The following is a 21,678-nucleotide window of genomic DNA, read 5'->3' on the forward strand; positions in this document are numbered from 1 at the left end:
CTGGAGCCCGTCATCCGGATGCGGCCCCGGGACCCCCGGGATCAGGACCCCAGGATCGTCGTCAGGAACTCACCCGTCCACGCCAGCAGTTCCCGGCCCACGACCGGCTTGCCGCCGATCTTGCCGGTCGTCGGGCGCGGCACCAGGATCTGGTGGACCGCCGGCTTGATCACCGTGCGGGGGTAGAGCCGCTTCAGGCGCAGTTCCTGCGACTCGCGCAGCTCCACCGGCGCGAAGCGGATGTTCGGCCCCTGGAGCACGATCTCGCCGACGCCGCAGGCCCGGGCCAGCATGCGCAGGCCTGCCACGAGGAGCAGGTTCTCCACGGGCTCCGGGAGCTTGCCGTAGCGGTCGGTGAGCTCCTCGCGGACGGCCTTGATGTCCTCCTCCGAGTTGGCGGAGGCGATCGCCCGGTACGCCTGGAGCCGCAGCCGCTCGCCCGGCGCGTAGTCGTGCGGGACGTGCGCGTCGACCGGGAGCTCGATCTTGACCTCGAGCAGGGGCTCCTCCTCGACGCCGCCCTCCAGCGAGGCGCGGTAGTCGGCGACCGCCTCGCCCACCATGCGCACGTACAGGTCGAAGCCGACGCCCGCGATATGACCGGACTGCTCACCGCCGAGCAGATTGCCCGCGCCGCGGATCTCCAGGTCCTTCATCGCCACGTACATGCCCGCGCCCATCTCGGTGTGCTGGGCGATCGTCGCGAGCCGCTCGTGCGCGGTCTCGGTCAGCGGCTTCTCCGGCGGGTAGAGGAAGTACGCGTAACCCCGCTCCCGGCTACGGCCCACCCGGCCGCGCAGCTGGTGCAGCTGCGAGAGACCGAAGTTGTCGCCGCGCTCGACGATCAGGGTGTTCGCGTTGGAGATGTCGATGCCGGACTCGACGATCGTCGTCGAGACGAGCACGTCGTACTTCTTCTCCCAGAAGTCGACGACGACCTGCTCCAGCGTGCCCTCGCTCATCTGCCCGTGGGCGGTGGCGATACGGGCCTCCGGCACGATGTCGCGGAGCCGCGCCGCCGCCCGGTCGATCGACTCGACGCGGTTGTGGATGTAGAAGACCTGGCCCTCGCGCAGCAGTTCACGGCGGATGGCCGCGCCGATCTGCCTCTCCTCGTACGGGCCGACGAAGGTCAGCACCGGGTGCCGCTCCTCCGGCGGGGTCGTGATCGTCGACATCTCGCGGATGCCGGTGACCGCCATCTCCAGCGTCCGCGGGATCGGGGTCGCGGACATCGTCAGCACGTCGACGTTGGCGCGGAGCTTCTTCAGCTGCTCCTTGTGCTCGACGCCGAACCGCTGCTCCTCGTCCACGATGACCAGGCCCAGGTCCTTGAACTTGGTCTCGGACGAGAAGAGCCGGTGTGTGCCGATGACGACGTCGACCGAGCCGTCCCGCAGCCCCTCCAGGGTCGCCTTCGCCTCCCCGTCCGACTGGAAGCGGGACAACGCCCGTGTCACCACCGGGAACTGGGAGTACCGCTCGGAGAAGGTCCCGAAGTGCTGCTGCACCAGCAGCGTCGTCGGCACGAGCACCGCGACCTGCTTGCCGTCCTGGACGGCCTTGAAAGCGGCTCTCACGGCAATCTCGGTCTTCCCGTATCCGACGTCGCCGCAGATGAGGCGGTCCATGGGGACCGACTTCTCCATGTCCTCCTTCACCTCGGCGATGGTGGACAGCTGGTCGGGTGTCTCGACGTACGCGAACGCGTCCTCCAGCTCCCGCTGCCACGGGGTGTCCGCGCCGAAGGCGTGGCCGGGGGCCGCCATCCGCGCGCTGTACAGCTTGATCAGGTCCGCGGCGATCTCCCTGACCGCCTTCTTCGCGCGGGCCTTGGTCTTCGTCCAGTCCGCGCCGCCGAGCCGGTGCAGGGTCGGGGCCTCTCCGCCGACGTACTTGGTGACCTGCTCCAGCTGGTCGGTCGGGATGTAGAGCCGGTCGCCGGGCTGGCCGCGCTTGGCGGGGGCGTACTCGACGAGCAGATACTCACGGGTCGCGCCCTGGACGGTGCGCTGCACCATTTCGATGTAGCGGCCGACGCCGTGCTGCTCGTGGACGATGTAGTCGCCGACCTCCAGCGTCAGCGGGTCGATCTGCTTGCGGCGGCGGGTCGGCATCCGCGTGCCGTCCTTGCCGGCGGCCTTCTGGCCGGACAGGTCGGTCTCGGTGAGGACGGCGATCTTGAGGCCGGGATCGATGAAGCCGTACTCGACGGAGCCCGTGGCGACATGGACGACGGACGGGGAGATCTCGCCGAGGTCCGCCTCGAGCCGGGCGGCGACGCCTTCGCCGCCGAGGACCTCGACGGTGCGAGCCGCGGGGCCGTGGGCCTCGGTCACGAAGACCGTGCGCCAGCCGTCGGCGAGCCAGCCCTTGGTGTCGGCGAGGGCGCGGGCCGTGTCGCCGCGGTACGTCTCGGGGGCGTGCATACCGAGCTTGAGCGTGTCCGCATCAAGCTCCTCGTCGGCGGCGAACGGCGACACCGACCACCACATCATCCCGAGCTCGCGCGCCCGGTCCCGGACGTCCGCGATGCCCCACAGCGAGGCGGCGCCGACGTCGATGGGAGCCTCGCCGCCACCCGCCGTGGCCGCCCAGGACGCCTGCAGGAACTCCTGCGAGGTCGCCACCAGGTCCGCGGCCCGCGTCCGGACCCGCTCCGGGTCGCACACGACGGCCATCGAGCCCGCCGGAAGGACGTCGAGCAGCAGCTCCATGTCGTCGACGAGGACCGGGGCGAGGGACTCCATGCCCTCGACGGCGATGCCCTCGGCGATCTTGCCGAGCAGTTCGCCGAGCTCCGGGTGGGCCTCGGCGAGGGCCGCGGCCCGCTGCCTCACGTCGTCCGTCAGCAGCAGCTCGCGGCAGGGCGGTGCCCACAGCCCGTGCTCGGCGATCTCCAGCGAGCGCTGGTCGGCGACCTTGAAGTAACGGATCTCCTCGACGTCGTCGCCCCAGAACTCGATCCGGAGCGGATGCTCCTCGGTGGGCGGGAAGACATCGAGGATGCCGCCGCGCACGGCGAACTCACCACGCTTCTCGACCAGCTCCACCCGGGAGTACGCGGCCGCCGCGAGCCCCTCCACGATCTCTTCGAGGTCGGCGGTTCCGCCGCTGCGCAGCGCCACAGGCTCCAGGTCGCCGAGGCCCTTGACCTGCGGCTGCAGCACGGAGCGTACGGGCGCGACGACGACGCTGACGGGACCTGCGGCCGGGTCGTCCGGCGACGGGTGCGCGAGGCGGCGCAGCACCGCGAGGCGCCGGCCGACGGTGTCGGAGCGGGGCGAGAGCCGCTCGTGCGGGAGAGTCTCCCAGGACGGGTACTCGACGACGGTGTCCGGGTCGAGCAGGGAGCGCAGCGCCGCGGCCAGGTCCTCGGCCTCCCGCCCGGTGGCGGTCACGGCCAGCACCGGCCGCCCCGCGTCGCGGGCCAGGGCGGCCACCGCGAAGGGCCGCGCGGCCGGCGGCCCCACCAGGTCGACATGGTGCCGGTGACCGTCACCGGCGGCCTTCACCGCTTCGGCGAGCGCCGGGTCACGTACAACGGCGTCGAGCAGACCGTGCAGGCTCATGAAGAGGTTCCGTCCGGGATCCGAGAGGGGGTGGGCAACGCGAACCGCCCGACACGTCGAACGGGCCGGGGGTTCCCAGCGTAAACCCCGCGAGACGGCTCCGGCCCGGTGAGCGTGGAGGACGCACACCGGGCCGGAGCCGTCATCCTACGGAACCGCTCCGCAGGCTTCCGTGACTACTCCGTGGCGATCGCGTTCAGGACGTTCATCCTGCCCGCCCGGAAGGCCGGGACGAGCGCCGCGAACAGACCCACGAACGCCGAGGCCACGAAGACCGTCAGGATCGTCGGCCACGGGATCTCCAGGACCCCGAGCCCCTCCAGGGCCAGCAGCTTCTGGGCCGCCGTGCCCCAGCCCATGCCCAGGCCGAGGCCGAGCAGCGCGCCGAAGAGGGCGATGACCACCGACTCCAGTCGGATCATGCGGCGCAGCTGGCGGCGGGAGAGGCCGATGGCGCGCATGAGACCGATCTCCCGGGTCCGCTCGACCACCGACAGGGCCAGGGTGTTCACCACGCCCAGCACCGCGACGATGATCGCGAGGGCGAGCAGACCGTAGACGATGTTCAGAAGCTGTCCGACCTGGTCCTTCAGGTCCTTCTTGAAGTCGGTCTGGTTCTTGACCTCGTACTGCGGGTAGGGGGCGAGCGACTTCTTGAGCGCCTCGTACGCCTCCGTCGCCTTGCCCTCCTCCGCCTTGGCGAACATGATCAGGTTCTTCGGCATCTTCTCGGCGGGCACGTACTGCGCGGCGGTCGCGATGTTCGTGTACTTCGCGCCCTTGTCGATGGTGCCGTCGTCCGAGGTGATGGCCGCGACCTTCAGCTTCGCCGTCTCACCGTCCGTGAAGGCGACCGTGATGGTGTCGCCCACCTTCACGCCGTGCTCCTCGGCGTAGGTGTCGCCGACCGACATGGCGTTCTTCCCGTACGCCGCCGACAGCTCGCCCGCGACGGTCTCGCGCCGCAGGTCCTGCGCATACGTCGGGTCTGCGGCGACGATCTCCTCGTCCTCGGTGGTGCCGTCAGGGGCGGTGAGCTTCGTCCTGACGGCCTTGTACTCGGTGACGTGGGCGATGCCCGGCGCCTTCTCCATGGCCTGCTGCGCCTGGGGCATGATCGGCTGACCGTTGGACGCATTGACGATGAAGTCGGCTCCGACGGACTTGTCGAGCTCCTCCGTCGCCGAGGCGACCATGGACGAGCCGACGACCGACAGGCAGGCGACGAGCGCGAGACCGATCATCAGGGCCGCGGCGGTGGCGCCCGTGCGGCGCGGGTTGCGCAGCGCGTTGCGCTCGGCCATCCGTCCGACCGGGCCGAAGATCCGCAGCACGACCGCGCCGAGGACGCGGACCACGCCGCCCGCCAGGAGCGGGCCGACCGCGATGAAGCCGATGAGGCTGAGGACGACCCCGAGCCCGAGCCACAGCGAGCCCACGCTCGCCTCGTCGGCCCGCGTCGCGGCCCACAGTGCCGAGCCTCCGGCGCCGGTGAGGACCACGCCGAGTATGCCGCGCACCACACCGGCCCTGCCGTCCGCCGGGGTGCCCGCGTCGCGCAGTGCGGCCATCGGGGAGACCTTGCCGGCCCGCCGGGCCGGGATGTACGCGGCCAGGACGGTGACGACGATGCCGAGGGTGAGACCGACGGCCGGGGTCGTCCACTTCACGGTCAGGTCCTCGGTGGAGAGGTTCATGCCCATCGAGGACATGAGCTCCATCAGCCCGATCGCGAGTCCGACTCCGGCGCCGACACCGGCGACGGACCCGATGATGCCGAGCAGCAGCGCCTCGACCAGGACCGAGCGGTTGACCTGCCTGCGACTCGATCCGATGGCCCGCATCAGGCCGATCTCGCGGGTCCGCTGGGCGACGAGCATCGAGAAGGTGTTGACGATGAGGAAGATGCCGACGAGGAAGGCGATTCCGGCGAAGCCGAGCATCGCGTACTTCATCACGTCGAGGAAGCCGCTGACGTCCTCGCGGCCGGCGTCCGCCGCCTCCTGCTGGGTCTGGAACTTGTACGGCCCGTCGGCGACCGCGGCCACGTTCCTCTTCAGCTGCGCGTGGCTGACGCCGGGCTCGGCAGTGACGGCGACATGGGTGAACTCGCCGGTCCTTCCGAGAAGTTGACGCTGGGCGGTGGCGGTGTCGAAGTAGACGACGGCCGCGCCCGGGTTGGTGACCTTGAAGGAGGCGATACCGGAGATCTTCGCGGTGAAGTCACCGGTGACGGCGATCGTGCGCAGCTCGTCGCCGATCTCGAGCCCGTGCTTCTCGGCGGTGTCGGCGTCGACCACCACCTCGGTGGGGCCGCGCGGGGCGTGGCCGGAGGTGATCTCCATCGAACGCAGGTCGTTCTGCGTCCAGTTGCCGGCGAACGTCGGGGCCCCGTTGCTGGAGCCCATGTTCTTGTTGTCCGCGTTGACGACGGTGACGCTCGTGGAGACGACCGCGCCCTCGGCGGACCGCACGCCGTCCGCCTTCTCCACCGTCGCGACGAGCGATGCGGGCAGCGATGCGGGCCGGCCCGTCTGCGGCGCCTCGTCGTCGACGGCGGCGGTCTTCGGGCTGACGGTGACATCGGCCGCGGTGGCGGCGAAGAGCTTGTCGAAGGTGGTGTTCATGGTGTCGGCGAAGACGAGCGTGCCGGACACGAACGCCACCGACAGCAGGACGGCGACGGCGGAGAGCGCCATGCGTCCCTTGTGGGCGAAGAAGTTGCGCAGGGAGGTCTTGAGCACGGTCACGACGTCCGTCCCCGGGCATCGAAGTCCTTCATACGGTCCAGGACCTGGTCGGCCGTGGGGTTGAACATCTCGTCGACGATCCGGCCGTCGGCGAGGTAGAGCACGCGGTCCGCGTAGGAGGCCGCCACCGGGTCGTGGGTGACCATGACAATGGTCTGGCCGAGCTCGTCGACGGAGCGGCGCAGGAAGCCCAGCACCTCGGCCCCGGCGCGGGAGTCCAGGTTTCCGGTCGGCTCGTCGCCGAAGATGATCTCGGGGCGGGCGGCCAGGGCACGGGCCACGGCGACCCGCTGCTGCTGACCGCCGGAGAGCTGGGTGGGCCGGTGCTTGAGACGGTCCGCGAGACCGACGGTCTCCACCACCCGGTTCAGCCAGGCCGCGTCCGGCTTGCGGCCCGCGATGTCCATCGGCAGCGTGATGTTCTCGAGGGCGTTCAGCGTGGGCAGCAGGTTGAACGCCTGGAAGATGAAGCCGATCCGGTCCCGGCGCAGCTGCGTGAGCTTCTTGTCCTTGAGTCCGGTGATCTCGGTGTCGTCGATGTGGATCTCGCCGGAGGTCACCGTGTCGAGCCCGGCCAGGCAGTGCATCAGGGTGGATTTTCCGGAGCCCGACGGGCCCATGATCGCGGTGAACCGACCGCGCATGATGTCCACGTCGACGTGGTCGAGCGCGACGACCCGTGTTTCGCCGGAGCCGTACGCCTTGACGACCTGTCGGGCTCGCGCGGCGACGGCCGTACGCCCTCCGGTGCCCCCGTGCGCGGGGATGGTCACAGCCGTTGTCACGGTATGTCTCCTAAGTCGGTGAAGGGAAAAGCCGAAGCGCCGCGTGCCGTACGAGTCTCGCGGGAGGCGGGTCCGCGGCACGATGGGGCTGAGCACCCTCTTGAGCGGGGGTTTTCCCCACCCCGTGTCACCCCCTGCGCCGCCCGGGCCGCCGTAAGACCAAGGTAAGGAGAGCTCACCGTCCCTCTCGTCCTCCGGCGGGACGACCAGCCCCTGGCCGGTAGTAAGGAGGAACCCCTAGGGGTCTCCACCCCTCCGGCCGATCCGTACCCGGAGAGGCCGCCCCCTCCCGTCGCGTGAGCTGCAAGTGAGAAGGTGTTCCGCGGAGATACGTGCATAGGGAAGGGATCTTGGATGGACGGGGGCGGCGCCGACGCCGGCGGAGGCAGTGCCCACGCCGGCGACGGCGATCCGGGCGCACACCGCAGCGGCACGGGCACAGGCACAGGCACAGGTGGGAGTACTGGTGCGGGTGACGGTGGCTCAGGCGCGGGGATGAGGGACAAGGCGACGCCGACGAGGCCGGCCGACCCCGCGACCCGCACCCCTGCCACCGGCACCGAGGCATCCCCACGCACCGCCACCGCCCGCCGCGGCCGGGTCGTCGCCGCCCTGATGCTCGGCATGGCACTGGCGGCCCTCGACGGCACGATCGTCTCGACCGCGGTCCCGCAGATCGTCGGCGACCTGGGAGGCTTCTCGGTCTTCTCCTGGCTGTTCTCCGGCTATCTGCTCGCCGTGACCGTCACCCTCCCCGTCTACGGGAAGCTCTCCGACACCTTCGGCCGCAAGCCCGTCCTGATCGCGGGCATCGCCCTCTTCCTGGTCGGATCCCTCCTGTGCGCGGGCGCCTGGAACATGGCCTCGCTCATCGCCTTCCGCGTCGTCCAGGGTCTCGGTGGCGGTGCGCTCCAGGGCACGATCCAGACGATCGCCGCCGACCTGTACCCGCTCGACGAGCGTCCCAAGATCGTGGCGAAACTGTCCACGGTGTGGGCGGTGTCGGCGGTCGCGGGTCCGGCGGTGGGCGGTCTGCTCGCCGCGTACGCCGACTGGCGCTGGATCTTCCTGATCAATCTGCCGGTGGGCGCGGTCGCGCTGTGGCTGGCCGCCCGCCATCTGACCGAGCCGGCGCGGAAGGCGCGGGAACAGGGTCCGCGCCCCCGCGTCGACTGGCCGGGCGCACTCGCCGTCTTCGTCACCGGGGCGCTCCTGCTGACCGCCCTCGTCCAGGGCGGGGTGGCCTGGCCCTGGCTCTCCGCGCCCTCCCTCGGCCTCTTCGCGGGCGCCGCGGCGGGCGCGGCCGTGACCGTCGTCGTCGAACGACGGGCGGCCGAGCCCGTCATCCCCGGCTGGGTGTGGCGGCGGCGCACCATCGCCGCGGTCAACCTGGCGCTGGGCGCGCTCGGCCTGCTGATGGTCGCGCCGACCGTCTTCCTGCCCACGTACGCCCAGTCGGTCCTCGGACTCGGCCCGATCGCCGCCGGGTTCGTGCTGTCCGTGATGACGCTCAGCTGGCCGGTGAGCGCGGCGTACGCGAACCGCGTCTACAGCCGCATCGGGTTCCGCAACACCGCGATCATCGGCATCGGCGCGGCGACGCTGATCATGCTGGCGTTCCCGCTGCTGCTCCCGTACCCGGGCGAGCCGTGGCAGCCCGCGCTCATCATGCTGCTGCTCGGCGCAGCCCTCGGGTTCTTCCAGCTGCCGCTGATCGTCGGCGTCCAGTCGACCGTGCCCTGGGCCGAGCGCGGCACGACGACCGCGTCGGTGCTGTTCTGCCGCCAGGTGGGCCAGAGCGTCGGCGCGGCCCTGTTCGGTGCGCTCGCCAACGCGGTGCTCGCCGCACGGCTCGGCGGCTCCGGCGACCTCGACTCGGTGGCGCGCTCCCTCGCCGGTGACGGCTCCGGACCCGCTGAACATCTACGGCAGGCCGTGGCGACGGCGGTGGACTACGTGTACGTGGGGGCCGCGGGTGCGGGCGCGCTGGCGCTGCTGGTGCTGGTGTTCCTGGCGCCGCGGAAGTTCCCCGTGATCATGGAGAAGCCCGAGGCCTGAGCCTGGGCCTTCCTCCTGAGGACCGGGCTGCGCGACCGCACGCCAGGCCGGTGCGGGGGCGTGACCCGACCGTTGCGGAAATGACATACCTTCCGGTCGGTAACCCCCTTACGCCGATCCTCTACCGACAAGTAACGTTCGCGCTTCCCCCAGCCTGCGAGGGCCGCAAGGAGCCGCACCATGTCGTACGACCACGTGTTCCCGGAACCGTCCCACTCCGCCCAGCACCCCTGGCACACGCCCCCACCGCCGGTGCCGCCATCGGCCGCACACGGCCTCGCCTACGGCGCCGCCCACCACCTCGCAGGCGACGGGGCCCACGAACGCGCCGAAGACGGCGACCTGCCCAGGCTCCGCTCCGGCTATCGCAGACTCCGCCGCGTCGCGACCCTCACCGCGCTCGGCTATTTCACCCTCTTCCTCGTCCTCTCCGGCTACGCCCCCGGGCTGATGACCGGCGAACTGAGCGGCGGCCTCACCACGGGACTGTTCCTGGGGCTCTGCCAGTTGCCCGTGACACTCGCCGCGATCGCGCTCTACGAGCGGATCGCACGCCGGCGGGTCGACCCGCTCGCCACGGCCATCCGGCTCCGCGCCGAAGAGGCCGCCGAGGCGGCGGTGGCGGTGGCCGCCGCCCGCCAGGTCCGTCAGAACCGTCACGGCCGCCCCGGCACCTCCGCGTGGCAGCGGCCGACGGGAGGCATGCGCGCATGACCGGCTTCAACTCCGACGCCCAGACCATGTCCTTCGTCGCGTTCATCGCCGTCATCACGGTCACGCTGCTGCTGTGCGTGATGACCGGACCCGACCGGGACGACCTCGGCGAGTTCTACACCGGCTACCGCTCCCTCTCCCCCGTGCAGAGCGGTCTGGCCATCTCCGGCGACTACATCTCCGCAGCCACCGTGCTCGGCACCATCGGCATCGTCTCGCTCGTCGGCTACGACGGGCTCGTGCTCTCCCTGAGCACCGTGCTCTCGCTGGTCCTCATGATGTTCCTGCTCGCCGAACCACTGCGGAACGCGGGCCGGTTCACCATGGGCGACGTCCTCACCCGCCGCACCCCCGGACCGGCCGTCCGGATCACCGCGTGTGCGGTCACCCTGACCGCACTGCTGCCGCTGGTGATCTTCCAGCTCTCCGGCGCGGGCGATCTCCTCGCCTTCGTCCTCGGCTTCGACGCGGACGGCTTCAAGACCGGCTCCATCGTCTTCCTCGGCATCCTGATGATCGCCTACGCCGCGATCGGCGGCATGAAGGGCACCGCCTTCATCCAGATCGTCAAGACCGTCGTCCTGCTCGCCGCGGCCACCCTCATCGCCGTACTCGTCCTCGAGCGGTTCGACTTCAGCCTGCCCACGCTGCTGGACGCGGCCGCCCAGGGCAGCGGGGCGGGGGACGCCTACCTCGCTTCCGGCCTGCAGTTCGGAGGCGACGACCTCGACATGATCAGCGCCGAGCTGACGGTGGTGCTCGGGGCGGCGGTGCTGCCGCACATCACCATGCGCATGTTCAGCGCGCGGAGCGCGACCGCGGTACGTCGCTCGATGTCATGGGCGGTCTCGACCGTCGTCGTCATGTGCCTGCTGTTCGCCGTGATCGGCTTCGGCGCGTCGGCGATCATCGGGCACGAGCGGATCGTCGCGGGCGACCCGCAGGGCGAGACGGCGTTCCTCGGGGTCACCCAGGCACTGCTCGGCGCGGACGCCACCATGCTCGAGTCGCTGCTGTTCACCGTCGTGGCGACCGCGGTCTTCCTCACCCTGCTCGCGTCGGTCGCCGGGATCACGCTCGCCTGCGCCAACACCCTCGCGCACGACCTGATCGCACACGGACTGCGCAGGACCCGCCTGGAGCACTCGACGGAGATGGCCGTCGCCCGGGGCGCCGCGCTGGGAGTCGGCCTCATCGCGATCCTCTCCGCGGTCATGGTCCGTGACTGGAACGGCCAGTTGATGATCACCCTCTCCTTCTGCATCGGCGCCTCGGCCGTTGCCCCGGCCCTCGTCTACAGCCTCTTCTGGCGCCGCTACACCCGCACGGGTCTGCTCAGCACGCTCATCACGGGCGCGGTCAGCGCGCTCGTCCTGATGACGGGCAGCAAGCTGGTCTCCGGGTCCCCGCAGTCGGTCTTCCCCGAACACGACTTCAACTGGTTCCCGTTCACGACCACGGGCCTCGTCTCCGTCCCGCTGGGCTTCCTGGCCGGCTGGCTGGGGTCGATCCTGTCCGCCCGTGACGCCGCGTCCCAGCGCGAGGGCTACGAGTCGGTCGAGCCGACGATCCTCGCGGGTGCGCCTGCGCCGCCGCGGGGGGCGTGACCGGGGCCCCGCCCCGACGCCCGCACCTCGATCGCCGGGGGGCTCCTTCCGGGCCCGCCCGGCGATCGGGGACGGCAGGGAACGGACACCAGGACCTACGGACGGTGCAGGGCACGGCCTGGTTCTCGCGCCTCCCCGCCCGTTGCGAACCGGGGCTCCGCCCCAGACCCCGTTTCGGGGGTCCGCCCCGGACCCCGCTCCTCGATCGCGGGCCGTACGAAGGCCGGGTGCCTGCGCCTCGCGCGGCGGAGCCGCGCATCCGCACAGCCGGGAAGGGCGGGGAGGGGCAATGGCCCGCCGCAGGCGCTGTTCCGCCCTGTGGCCGGGGCGGCCGTGGACGTGGACGCCGCGCCGGGAACCGACCCCGTGAGACAGGGTCGCCCGGCCTGCAACGCGCAGGCCGGGCGCCTCTTTCCGTACGAAGGACCGGGCTACAGCAGCCCGTCCCACATCTGCTCGAGCAGCACCGACCACCAGCTCTCCGGCGACGACAGCGCCGCCGGGTCGAGGGCGGCGAGCTGCGCCTGGAAGTCGACCGTCCAGCGGCCGGCCTGTTCCGGGTTGAGGCCGAAGCGCAGGCGCCACATCCGCCCGAGCAGGGCGAGGCAGCGCGTGAACTCCGGGAGGCCGCTGTTCACGAACTGCGGCGCCACCGGCTGACCGCCCGGACCGCCCTCGACCGGGACCGCCACTATGTGGGCCGTGCCGTACTGCACGCAGATCGCCTTGCCGAAGTCGCTGCCCACGACCAGGTACGAGCCCGCGTCCGAGGCCGGCTGCACCTGCCGCTGCGCGGCCAGCTCCCCCAGCGTCGGCACCACCGGCTGGGCCGGCTGCGCCCAGAAGAACGGGCCGAAATCGGCCGGCAGACCCGCCCACACCAGCGTGCGCGCGACGATCTCCGGCACACCCTGGCGGGACACCGCCCGCTGGTCGAAACGGCAGATGCCCTGCGGCCCGAAGGAGCCCACCAGCTCCTGCGCGATCCCCTCCGGGGGAAGGGGCGGGGCGGGCTGAACCGGCGGCAGCGGCGCACGCACCGGCGCGGGGCGCGCCGGGCCGTCCGCGACCTGGTGCAACTCGCCCTGGTGGGTGAGCAGTTGCTGCATCCCGCCCTGCCGGCTCGCGTGGTCCTTGCCGTACGGGGCGATGTTCGTGATCCGTGCCTGCGGCCACGTCTCCCGGATCATGCGGGCGCAGTAGCCTCCGGGCAGTTCGCAGGACTCCAGCTCCGTGTGCAGCTCCAGCACCTGGTCGTTGGGCACGTTCATCCCGCGCAGCTCATGGAAGATCTGCCACTCCGGGTGCGGGGTGCCCGGCGCCGAGCGGCGGATGAGCTGCTGCTCCGAGCCGTCGGGAGCGCGGTAGCGCAGCACGGCCTGGTAGCCGGGACCGACCATCGGCATGCCGGCGGGCGGCTGCTGCGGATAGCCGTACGCGGGAGGCTGCTGCGGCCCCGGTACGGGACCGGGGGCACCCGGAGCCTGCGGGACCTGCGGCGGTGGCACCTGCCCGGGACCGGCCAGCATCGCGGCGGCGTGGTGGACACCGCCCGTGGGGGTCCCCCCGGCGGAGCCAGGGGGAGTACCCGGGGCGCCCGGGGCTCCCGGCGCACCGGGCGGGCCCGGAGGCTGCGGTGCGCCGGGGCCTCCCTGGTTCGGGCCCGGGTTCGCCAGCATCGTCGCGGCGTGGTGGACACCGCCCGCAGGGGTGCCCGGGACACCCGGCGCAGCGGGCGGGGCCGGAGGCTGCGGCGGCTGCGCTCCCGGACCGCCCTGGCCCGGGTTCGCGAGCACGGTCGCCGCGTGATGCGGCGGGCCCGGCGGAGCGGGCTGCTGCGGCCCGTCCGGGCCGAGCTGCGAGACCATCTGCGTCGGTACGTAACCGCCCGCCGGAGTGCCGGGCGTACCCGGGGCACCCGGAACACCCGGCCTCGCACCGGGGACACCGGGCGGGGCGGGCGGCGGCGGGGTCGTCGGGCCGCTCCCGCGCGAAGCACGCGGAGGCGCCACGGCCTTGCTGGTCGCGGCGTCGGCGATGTCGCCGGCGCCCGGCCGACCGGGCGCGGCGGGGGCAGCGGGGGCGGACGGTTGCGGCCCGCCGGCCTGCGGTCGGCCCGGCTGCGGGTCGATCGCCGGCGCCACGGCGGTCGGCGGCAGCCGGCTGCCGCCCGACATCAACGCGGTCGGCGCATCCGCGCCCACCGACGGCGGCGGTGTGCCATCGTCGTCCGCCCCGGACAGCGGCGGCGCGAACACCGTTGCCGGAAGCGGCACGGAGCCCTCCCCCGACTCGGCGTTCGTGTCGGTACCGGCCCAGGGAGTGGCCCCACCGGGCACACCGGGCACACCGGGCACACCCGGCGCGGCGGGCGTCGCTGGCACACCGTCCGACGCGGTGGGCTCGTGGTCCCCACCACCGGTGGCCGGCCACGCATCACCACCGACATGCGAACCACGCCCACCGGTCGAGCCGCCGGGCGCGCCCTGCGACCAGCCGGCGCCCGAATCGGGCTGCCCTGCGCCGGATCCGTGCGCAGCACCTGCCGAAGCGGATGCACCGGCACCCACGGCCGAGGCGCCACCCGACGCACCGCCACCCGACGCACCAGCGCCCGCACCCGCACCCGCACCGGAACCCGCACCGGAACCCGTGCGCTGGTCCGGAATCCCCAACCTGTCCGCCGCGTCCTGCAGCCACTCCGGAGGGCTCAGCAGGAACGACGTCTGATTCAGGTCGATCCGCTGCGGCGGCGTCGCGGCCGGCGCCGCCGCGTCCGGAGTGCCGTACTCCTCCTCGTACCGGCGGATCACCTCACCCACCGGCAGCCCCGGCCACAGCGTGGCCTCCCCGCTGTCCCGGGCGATCACCAGCCGCTGCCGGCCGCCGTCCGACGTCGGCCCGTCAGGGCGGTCCTCCGCCCACACGACGAAGCCCAGCTCGAACTCCCGCACCCGCACCTCACGGTGCTGATACGCGGGCACGTCACCGTTGACCCACTCTTCCGCGCGCTCCTGCGCCTGCGCGAACGTCACCATCGAGAAGCTCACTCCCCCACCGGAACGGCGCGCGCGAAGCCGCCGTCCACCATCAGGTTCGCCACCGTCTCCAGCTCCGGCGGATTGCCCGCGAGACGCGGCAGAAACGCGTCGAAGTCCTCACCACAGGGCAGCAGCAGCAGCTCCACCCGCTCGTTCACCGACCAGCCGTCGCGGTCACGCGCGTCGTCGTACGCACAGAACCAGACCGAACCGACGCCGCTGCCGCGTACCTTCACCGCGAGCAACCCGCCCTGGACGAAACCGACACCGAGGAAGTCCTTGGTCAGATGGTCCCGCAGGCACTTGTTGACGTACACCAGGTCGTTGACCGCCGCCTCCTCACGCACCGTGAAGAACGGCTGGTCGATCAGCAGCCCCAACTCCGCGTCCAGCGCCGCCCCTACCGGCGCGCACCCTCCGGCCGCCTTCAGGAAGGAGCGGTACGCGCCCGGCAGGCGGTACCCCAGGTCCTCCTCCACGCCCAGCAGTTGCTGCTCGCTCACCGACACCGCCCCCTTGGGCAGGCCGAAGTGCGCGGGCCGGGTCTCCTGCAGCGGACGCGTACCGCGCTTGGCATGGTCGACCGCGGCCGTCGTCACCCCGGCGTGATGCCGCAACAGCGCCTTCACCTCGACCGGCACCAGCTCCAGCCGACGGCCGCCCGCGACGTGGTGCCACGTCCAGCCGTGCGGCGTCGCCACCGCCGGGATCGTGTCCCACAGCTCATGCCCGGTGGCGGCCAGCGCGGCGTTCGCCGACACGTAGTCGGTGAGCCGCAGTTCGTCGACACCGAAACCCTCCGGGGGCTCGGCGATCTCCGCGGCGGCACGGGCATACGGCGAGAAGTCGGGATAGCCGTGTTCGTCCACCCGCACCCCCATGGGGTGCCGAGAGGCCCGGACCGGGTCCGGGAAGTGCACGACCTGCCCGGCGTAGGCCGCGTTCGGTGGCGCGGCTTGTCCCCCGGCCCGGGGGCCGGGAGGTGCCCCCAGCCCTTGCCGACCTGTCGTCATGGCGGTAGCCCCCTGCTGCGTCTGGCTGATTCACCACAGCCTATGCGGTGGCGCAACAGGCGCCACCGCCCCCGTACCGCCCCGGGCGCGCCCCTTCCGCTTCCGTAACGAACCGTCACCTCCGCGTGACCCTCGGCCGAAACACAACCGACACAGGCACACGTTTCAGTCACCCCGCTTCCGCACCAGGCGCCCTATTTGGCAGTCTGTCCCTTCAACTCGGGGGGCGTGCACAGCGGCGGTCGGCGCCGCGGGCACGGGAGGGACACAGCACGATGCACACGGCACCATCAGGCACGACCGGTGATCCCCGGCTCAGCTGGAGCAGCACGGACAACGACAGCCACGCGCCCACGCCACGCTTCCGGCGCGACGGGATCCTGCCAACCGTCGCGGCAGCACTCTCCGTACGCGGCGAGACCCTCACCTGCACCGCAGGCAAGGCCGACCAGCCACCCGTGCTCCACCCCCTCGTCCAGGACTACCTCGACACCCTCACCAGCGGCCAGAGGGAACGGTTCACCGGCCGCTGCGCCGAGGCGATCCTGCTCTCCCGCCACCTCACGTCGACGGACACCGCCCGCTCCAAACGAGCCCAGCGCAAACCCCTCACCCACGGCGAAGCCCGCCGCTCCCTCAAGCACGCCAAACTCACCGCCCGCCGCATCCGAGAGGACGGCGACCCCCTGCACGGCAGCTACGCCGCCCCCTGCCGCTCCTGTGCAGCGATGCTCGCCCACTTCGGCGTACGCACCGTCGACCCGACCCAGAACGGCTGACCGGACCGTGAACGAGCACCACACCACACGCTTCGCCGTCGCCGTCGACGCCGCACTGCGCGAGGCCGGCTGGCAGCCCGGCCGCTGGGACATCAAACAGGCCGAACACTGGGCCGACACCCTGCGCGCCCACGAATCCCCCGGCGGCCACCGCCACGCCGTCTTCCCCGCCGCGGTCGAGGCCTGGGCCGAGTTCGGCGCCCTCCGGATCACCTCCCAGGGACCCGGCCGGGAGATCGCCCCCGCGAGCCTCCATCTCGACCCCCTCGCCGGCCTCCACCTGGCCCGCACCCTCGGAGACCTCGGCCGCGCCCTCGACACCGAGCTCACCCCTCTCGGCGAGGAGGGCGACACACAGGCGGTCCTGGCCATCGACACAGAAGGCCGCGTCTACAGCCTCGACCACACCGGCGACTGGTACCTCGGACCGGACGTCGACCAGGCCCTCACCACCCTCATCACGGGCAGCCGGCCGACCCGCCTGGCAACAGACTGAGGGGCACCGCCGGGCAACCGGCGACCAGACCTACGCAGCAGCCGGCAGAACCGCCGACACCCGGAAACCACCCGCATCCGTCGGCCCCGACACAAAGACACCACCGAGCGCGGAGACCCGCTCCCGCATGCCCACCAGACCGTTGCCCCCGCTCGGAAGACCCGCGTCCGACGCGCCCCGCTCCGAAGGACCGTTCTCCACCTGCATCGCGATCTCGGCGCCACGATGCGCGACACGCACCCACGCCTTGGCACCCGCGGCATGCTTGTGGACGTTCGTCAGCGCCTCCTGGACCACCCGGTACGCCGCCTGCTCGACCTCCGGCCGGTACATCCGCGCCTCACCCTGCACCGTCAGCTCGACGACCATCCCCGCCTGCCGGGACTGCTCCACCAGCAGCTCCAGGTCCACCAGCGACGGCCCGTCCTCCGCGGCCGCCGCAGCCGCGGCCGCGGCGGCCACCCCGACCGCGGCCAGCGGCACCGGCTCCGCCGCCCGCGCCACCACGTCCTCACCCGCCCGCAGCACGCCGAGCATCTCCCGCAGCTCGGTCAACGCCTGCCGGCCCATGTCACCGACCAGCGCCGCGTTCTTCACCGCCTTCTGCGGATCCTTCAACGCCACCGCCTGCAGCGCCGCCGCATGCACCACCATCAGACTCACCCGATGCGCCACGACGTCATGCATCTCGCGCGCGATCCGCGTCCGCTCCTCCGTACGCGCCAGATGCGCCTGCTGCTCGGCCCGGTCCGCCAGCAGCGACAACTCCTGCTCCAGGCTGTCCGCCCGCTCCCGCAGGCTCTCCATCAGCCGCCGCCGCGCCCCCACATACAGCCCCAACAGCACCGGCGGCGCGGTCAGCCCGATCGACATGACCACCGACACCAGCGGCACGTACCACAGCCCCGGATCGAAGTCCGCCGACGCCACGTTCTGCCGGGTCCGTACGAACGTCACGATCAACGTCCCCACCAGGGACATCCCCGCCAGCGCCGCAGTGATCCGCCGAGGCACCTCCGAGGCCGCGAGCGTGTACAGCCCCACGATCCCCATCAGAAAGCCCATCTCGGCCGGTGTGACCGCGATCGAGACCAGCACCACACTCGCCGGCCACCGCCGCCGCAGCACCAGCACGGACCCGGCGATCAGCCCGAAGACGACCCCGACCGGCACGGGCAACGCAGCCGTGCCCGCGAACCGGACGCCCTCCAGCGCACACTCCACCGCGGACACGAGCCCGAGCCCCACGTCCAGCACCGCACTGCGCCGCCGCCCCCACCACAGCCAGGAGCGGGCGCTGTCGCCCGCGGAGTCCTGGTGTGTCCCCGTTGTGGTCATGTCTTCCAGCCTACGGAAGCCCGCGACCGATTTTCGGCGAGTGCAGCAGCACGAAACGTCATCACACATGAACGCAACGCACACCCACTGCCCGAACTGGTGAATCGACCAGGCTTTCGACCCGGACGTTCGCATTCCGGACAAGCCTTTGCCCATGACGTCCACCACCGGCGAGACGCCGACTTCGAAGACCTCCACAAACAGGCGTTCGCACTGCACAGGGAAGGCCTCGGCCTCCGCCAGATCCGTGACCGACTCCGCATCGACAACAAGGACATCCTCGACCGGTCCGCGAAGGGCGAGCCGCCACCGGAGTGGACGAAGCGACCGAACGCGAAGGACGACCTCCGGGCGAAGGCGCGGGAACTGCGGCGGTCCCTCTCGGATCGGGAGCTGCTCTTCACCGAAGTCGCGCTCCACCGGGCGCAGGGCACCAAGGACAAGGCGTACCGGCGGCAGGAGTCGATTCGGTTCATCAACAGCGGCCCCGGGGTGATCGGCCTCCGCATGAGGAGACGTACCGTGGCCGCCTCGCCATCCACGCCACCAAGAGTGCCGATCTCCACCGTCGCGTAGAAGGTGCTTGGTACGGCATAGTGTTGGGTGCCGATCCGGCAACCTGACCGAATGTCCGGTTTAGTCGGTCACCATCCCCCGTGGTGTAATTGGCAGCACTGTGGCTTTTGGTGCCATCTGTTCGGGTTCGAGTCCTGACGGGGGAGCATCGCACGTTCGGGTCCTGACCTCCACGGTCAGGACCCGCCCTCATTTCACCCCTGAAACGCACCGGTATCCTTCGGGTGTCCCCCACCCGAAGCACCGAAGCCGAAGGGCATTTCCGTGAGCGCCAACCGCCCGGCCGCCGTCGTCGTCCTCGCAGCGGGTGAGGGCACCCGCATGAAGTCGAAGACCCCCAAGGTTCTGCACGAGATCGCCGGGCGCTCGCTCGTCGGGCATGTCGTGTCCGCCGCCCGTGAGCTGGAGCCCGAGCAGCTCGTCGTGGTCGTCGGCCACGCGAGCGAGCAGGTCAAGGAGCACCTCGCCACGCACTACGCGGGGACGCGTACCGCGTACCAGGCCGAGCAGAACGGCACGGGGCATGCCGTGCGGATGGCCCTGGAGGAGCTGGGGCGGACGCCCGAGGGCACGGTGGTCGTCGTGTGCGGGGACACTCCCCTTCTCTCCGGTGAGACGTTGACGGCGCTGGCCGCGACGCACGCCGCCGACGGGAATGCCGTGACCGTGCTGACGGCGGAGGTGCCGGACTCGACGGGGTACGGGCGGATCGTGCGCGATGCGGCGAGCGGTGCGGTGACGGCGATCGTCGAGCACAAGGACGCGTCCGAGGCCGAGCGGGCGATCAAGGAGATCAACTCGGGTGTGTTCGCGTTCGACGGGCAGCTGCTCGCGGACGCGCTGGGCAAGGTCCGTACGGACAACAGCCAGGGCGAGGAGTACCTCACGGATGTGCTGGGGATTCTCCGCGAGGCCGGTCACCGTGTGGGCGCGTCCGTGGCGGGTGACCACCGGGAGATTCTCGGTATCAACAACCGTGTGCAGCTCTCCGAGGCGCGCAGGCTGCTGAACGAGCGGCTGCTGGAGCGGGCGATGATGGCCGGCGTGACGGTCGTCGATCCGGCGTCGGTGCTGGTGGACGTCACGGTGACGTTCGAGCGGGATGCGGTGATCCATCCGGGTACGCAGTTGCTGGGTGCGACGCACATCGCGGAGGACGCCGAGGTCGGCCCGAACACGCGGCTGAAGGACACGACGGTGGGCAAGGGTGCCCGGGTCGACAACACGGTGGCCGAGAGTGCGGTCGTCGGCGAGTCGGCGTCCGTCGGCCCGTACGCCTACCTGCGCCCCGGTACGAAGCTCGGCCTGAAGTCGAAGGCCGGTACGTACGTGGAGATGAAGAACGCCACGATCGGTGAGGGCACGAAGGTGCCGCACCTGTCGTATGTCGGTGACGCGACGATCGGCGAGTACACGAACATCGGCGCAGCGAGCGTCTTTGTGAACTACGACGGTGAGACGAAGCACCACACCACGATCGGGTCCCACTGCAAGACGGGCTCGGACAACATGTTTGTTGCTCCTGTCACAGTCGGGGACGGCGCGTACACTGCGGCGGGCTCCGTCATCACCAAGGACGTGCCGCCCGGTTCGCTCGCCGTGGCCCGTGGCCAGCAGCGGAATATCGAGGGTTGGGTGGCTCGCAAGCGTCCGGGAAGCGCGGCTGCGCAGGCTGCCGCGGAGGCAGGGAAGCTGCTCAACGGCGAGAGCTGACCGGAAACAGGTGCGTCAATCTCGGCGTACCGTGATACGTGCACATGATTCGGCTGGCTCGCCGCACAAGGGACGGGCGGATCAGCAGCAGAGCTACACGTCTGAGGAGACAGTGCTGTGACCGGGATCAAGACGACCGGCGAGAAGAAGCTGATGCTCTTCTCCGGCCGCGCCCACCCCGAGCTGGCCGAAGAGGTCGCACACCAGCTGGGTGTCGGCCTGGTGCCGACCAAGGCGTTCGATTTCGCCAACGGCGAGATCTACGTTCGTTTCCAGGAGTCGGCGCGTGGTGCGGACTGCTATCTGATGCAGAGCCACACGGCTCCCATCAACAAGTGGATCATGGAACAGCTGATCATGATCGATGCGCTGAAGCGGGCCTCGGCCCGGAGCATCACCGTGATCCTCCCGTTCTACGGCTACGCCCGCCAGGACAAGAAGCACCGTGGCCGTGAGCCGATCTCGGCCCGTCTGGTCGCGGATCTGATGAAGACCGCGGGCGCGGACCGCCTTCTCACGGTCGATCTGCACACGGACCAGATCCAGGGCTTCTTCGACGGCCCGGTGGACCATCTGTTCGCGCTGCCGCTGCTCGCGGACTACGTGGGTGCGAAGGTCGACCGTTCGAAGCTGACCGTGGTGTCGCCGGACGCCGGTCGGGTGCGGGTCGCCGACCGCTGGTGCGACCGGCTGGACGCGCCGCTGGCGATCGTGCACAAGCGCCGTGACAAGGACGTGGCGAACCAGGTCACCGTTCACGAGGTCGTGGGCAATGTCGCGGGCCGGGTGTGCGTCCTGGTCGACGACATGATCGACACGGGTGGCACGATCTGTGCCGCTGCGGACGCGCTGTTCGCGCACGGTGCGGAGGACGTCATCGTGACGGCGACGCACGGTGTGCTGTCCGGTCCGGCGGCGGACCGGCTGAAGAACTCGCAGGTGAGCGAGTTCGTGTTCACGAACACGCTGCCGGATCCGAACAATCTGGAGCTGGACAAGATCACGGTCCTGTCGATCGCTCCGACGATCGCGCGCGCGGTGCGTGAGGTGTTCGAGGACGGTTCGGTGACGAGCCTGTTCGAGGAGCAGTAGAGATCGATTTAGGCTGCGGCCTCCCTCCGGGTAGACTCATCGGGTTGCTCGGCGAGGGAGGCCGTACCTGTTTCGGTACGGCGGTCCGTTATCGACGCGCTCTTCGTAGCAGGCCAGTCGTGGCCGGGTAACGGCCACCGTTCG

At 71.1% G+C, this 21,678-nt stretch carries 13 protein-coding genes, 1 tRNA gene and 1 pseudogene; 9 read left to right on the forward strand and 6 right to left on the reverse strand.

Going from position 1 to position 21,678, the window contains the following annotated elements; translation table 11 throughout:
• Positions 1-41 precede the first annotated feature (41 nt).
• The 3 genes from mfd to ACWCP0_RS13040 all read right to left on the reverse strand — a co-directional run bounded on the left by mfd (position 42) and on the right by ACWCP0_RS13040 (position 7,107).
• On the reverse strand, positions 42-3,572 hold the full coding sequence (gene mfd / locus ACWCP0_RS13030) for a transcription-repair coupling factor (RefSeq protein WP_451078883.1): 3,531 nt from the start codon (positions 3,570-3,572) through the stop codon (positions 42-44).
• 176 nt (positions 3,573-3,748) lie between these two features.
• The gene (locus tag ACWCP0_RS13035) at positions 3,749-6,322 is read right to left on the reverse strand and encodes an ABC transporter permease (protein ID WP_451078884.1); all 2,574 of its coding nucleotides are present in this window, start codon (positions 6,320-6,322) and stop codon (positions 3,749-3,751) included.
• Positions 6,319-7,107: an ABC transporter ATP-binding protein gene (locus ACWCP0_RS13040; RefSeq protein WP_451078885.1), complete on the reverse strand. Its 789-nt coding sequence runs from the start codon at positions 7,105-7,107 to the stop codon at positions 6,319-6,321. Before ACWCP0_RS13040 ends, ACWCP0_RS13035 begins: the two co-directional genes overlap by 4 nt.
• 495 nt (positions 7,108-7,602) lie before the next feature.
• On the opposite strand from ACWCP0_RS13040, the gene ACWCP0_RS13045 reads away from it, so the two are divergent.
• The 3 genes from ACWCP0_RS13045 to ACWCP0_RS13055 all read left to right on the forward strand — a co-directional run bounded on the left by ACWCP0_RS13045 (position 7,603) and on the right by ACWCP0_RS13055 (position 11,486).
• Positions 7,603-9,165: an MFS transporter gene (locus ACWCP0_RS13045; RefSeq protein ID WP_451078886.1), complete on the forward strand. Its 1,563-nt coding sequence runs from the start codon at positions 7,603-7,605 to the stop codon at positions 9,163-9,165.
• A 180-nt stretch (positions 9,166-9,345) separates the two neighbouring features.
• Positions 9,346-9,879: a DUF485 domain-containing protein gene (locus tag ACWCP0_RS13050; RefSeq protein ID WP_451078887.1), complete on the forward strand. Its 534-nt coding sequence runs from the start codon at positions 9,346-9,348 to the stop codon at positions 9,877-9,879.
• Entirely contained in the window at positions 9,876-11,486 is a 1,611-nt protein-coding gene (locus ACWCP0_RS13055; RefSeq protein ID WP_451078888.1) for a sodium/solute symporter, read from the forward strand. The genes ACWCP0_RS13050 and ACWCP0_RS13055 overlap by 4 nt, the downstream gene beginning before the upstream one ends.
• Before the next feature lie 431 nt (positions 11,487-11,917).
• Here the strand turns inward: ACWCP0_RS13055 and ACWCP0_RS13060 are convergent, their stop codons facing one another.
• Both ACWCP0_RS13060 and ACWCP0_RS13065 read right to left on the reverse strand, forming a co-directional pair.
• Complete coding sequence (locus ACWCP0_RS13060) at positions 11,918-14,524, reverse strand: SUKH-4 family immunity protein (RefSeq protein WP_451078988.1); 2,607 nt, start codon at positions 14,522-14,524, stop codon at positions 11,918-11,920.
• An 8-nt stretch (positions 14,525-14,532) separates the two neighbouring features.
• The gene (locus tag ACWCP0_RS13065; protein ID WP_451078889.1) at positions 14,533-15,540 is read right to left on the reverse strand and encodes an SMI1/KNR4 family protein; all 1,008 of its coding nucleotides are present in this window, start codon (positions 15,538-15,540) and stop codon (positions 14,533-14,535) included.
• A 275-nt stretch (positions 15,541-15,815) separates the two neighbouring features.
• Between ACWCP0_RS13065 and ACWCP0_RS13070 the strand changes: the two genes are divergently transcribed.
• Entirely contained in the window at positions 15,816-16,319 is a 504-nt protein-coding gene (locus tag ACWCP0_RS13070; protein ID WP_451078890.1) for a YwqJ-related putative deaminase, read from the forward strand.
• A 7-nt stretch (positions 16,320-16,326) separates the two neighbouring features.
• Positions 16,327-16,815 (forward strand): SUKH-3 domain-containing protein, encoded by a 489-nt coding sequence (locus ACWCP0_RS13075; RefSeq protein WP_451078891.1) that lies wholly within the window; start codon positions 16,327-16,329, stop codon positions 16,813-16,815.
• A gap of 30 nt (positions 16,816-16,845) precedes the next feature.
• On the opposite strand, the gene ACWCP0_RS13080 is transcribed toward ACWCP0_RS13075, so the two are convergent.
• Positions 16,846-18,153, reverse strand: coding sequence for a sensor histidine kinase (locus ACWCP0_RS13080; protein WP_451078892.1), 1,308 nt, complete (start codon positions 18,151-18,153; stop codon positions 16,846-16,848).
• Positions 18,154-18,307: 154 nt separating this feature from the next.
• Between ACWCP0_RS13080 and ACWCP0_RS13085 the strand changes: the two are divergent.
• The 4 genes and pseudogenes from ACWCP0_RS13085 (at position 18,308) to ACWCP0_RS13100 (ending at position 21,534) form a co-directional block, all read left to right on the forward strand.
• Positions 18,308-18,776 (forward strand): annotated as a pseudogene (locus tag ACWCP0_RS13085) (hypothetical protein).
• A gap of 27 nt (positions 18,777-18,803) precedes the next feature.
• Positions 18,804-18,875: transfer RNA gene (locus ACWCP0_RS13090), tRNA-Gln, on the forward strand.
• Positions 18,876-18,993: 118 nt separating this feature from the next.
• Complete coding sequence (glmU, locus tag ACWCP0_RS13095) at positions 18,994-20,442, forward strand: bifunctional UDP-N-acetylglucosamine diphosphorylase/glucosamine-1-phosphate N-acetyltransferase GlmU (RefSeq protein WP_451078893.1); 1,449 nt, start codon at positions 18,994-18,996, stop codon at positions 20,440-20,442.
• A gap of 117 nt (positions 20,443-20,559) precedes the next feature.
• Positions 20,560-21,534: a ribose-phosphate diphosphokinase gene (locus tag ACWCP0_RS13100; protein WP_451078894.1), complete on the forward strand. Its 975-nt coding sequence runs from the start codon at positions 20,560-20,562 to the stop codon at positions 21,532-21,534.
• Positions 21,535-21,678 lie beyond the last annotated feature (144 nt).

The sequence above is a fragment of the Streptomyces sp. NPDC001970 genome, from assembly GCF_053594115.1.

Bases quoted from the DNA above. Each gene is read 5' to 3' on its own strand.
- ACWCP0_RS13060 (WP_451078988.1), bottom strand. From the start codon at position 14,524: ATGGTGACGTTCGCGCAGGCGCAGGAGCGCGCGGAAGAGTGGGTCAAC.
- ACWCP0_RS13055 (WP_451078888.1), top strand. From the start codon at position 9,876: ATGACCGGCTTCAACTCCGACGCCCAGACCATGTCCTTCGTCGCGTTC.
- ACWCP0_RS13050 (WP_451078887.1), top strand. From the start codon at position 9,346: ATGTCGTACGACCACGTGTTCCCGGAACCGTCCCACTCCGCCCAGCAC.
- ACWCP0_RS13080 (WP_451078892.1), bottom strand. From the start codon at position 18,153: ATGACCACAACGGGGACACACCAGGACTCCGCGGGCGACAGCGCCCGC.
- ACWCP0_RS13065 (WP_451078889.1), bottom strand. From the start codon at position 15,540: ATGACGACAGGTCGGCAAGGGCTGGGGGCACCTCCCGGCCCCCGGGCC.
- ACWCP0_RS13070 (WP_451078890.1), top strand. From the start codon at position 15,816: ATGCACACGGCACCATCAGGCACGACCGGTGATCCCCGGCTCAGCTGG.
- ACWCP0_RS13045 (WP_451078886.1), top strand. From the start codon at position 7,603: ATGAGGGACAAGGCGACGCCGACGAGGCCGGCCGACCCCGCGACCCGC.
- mfd (WP_451078883.1), bottom strand. From the start codon at position 3,572: ATGAGCCTGCACGGTCTGCTCGACGCCGTTGTACGTGACCCGGCGCTC.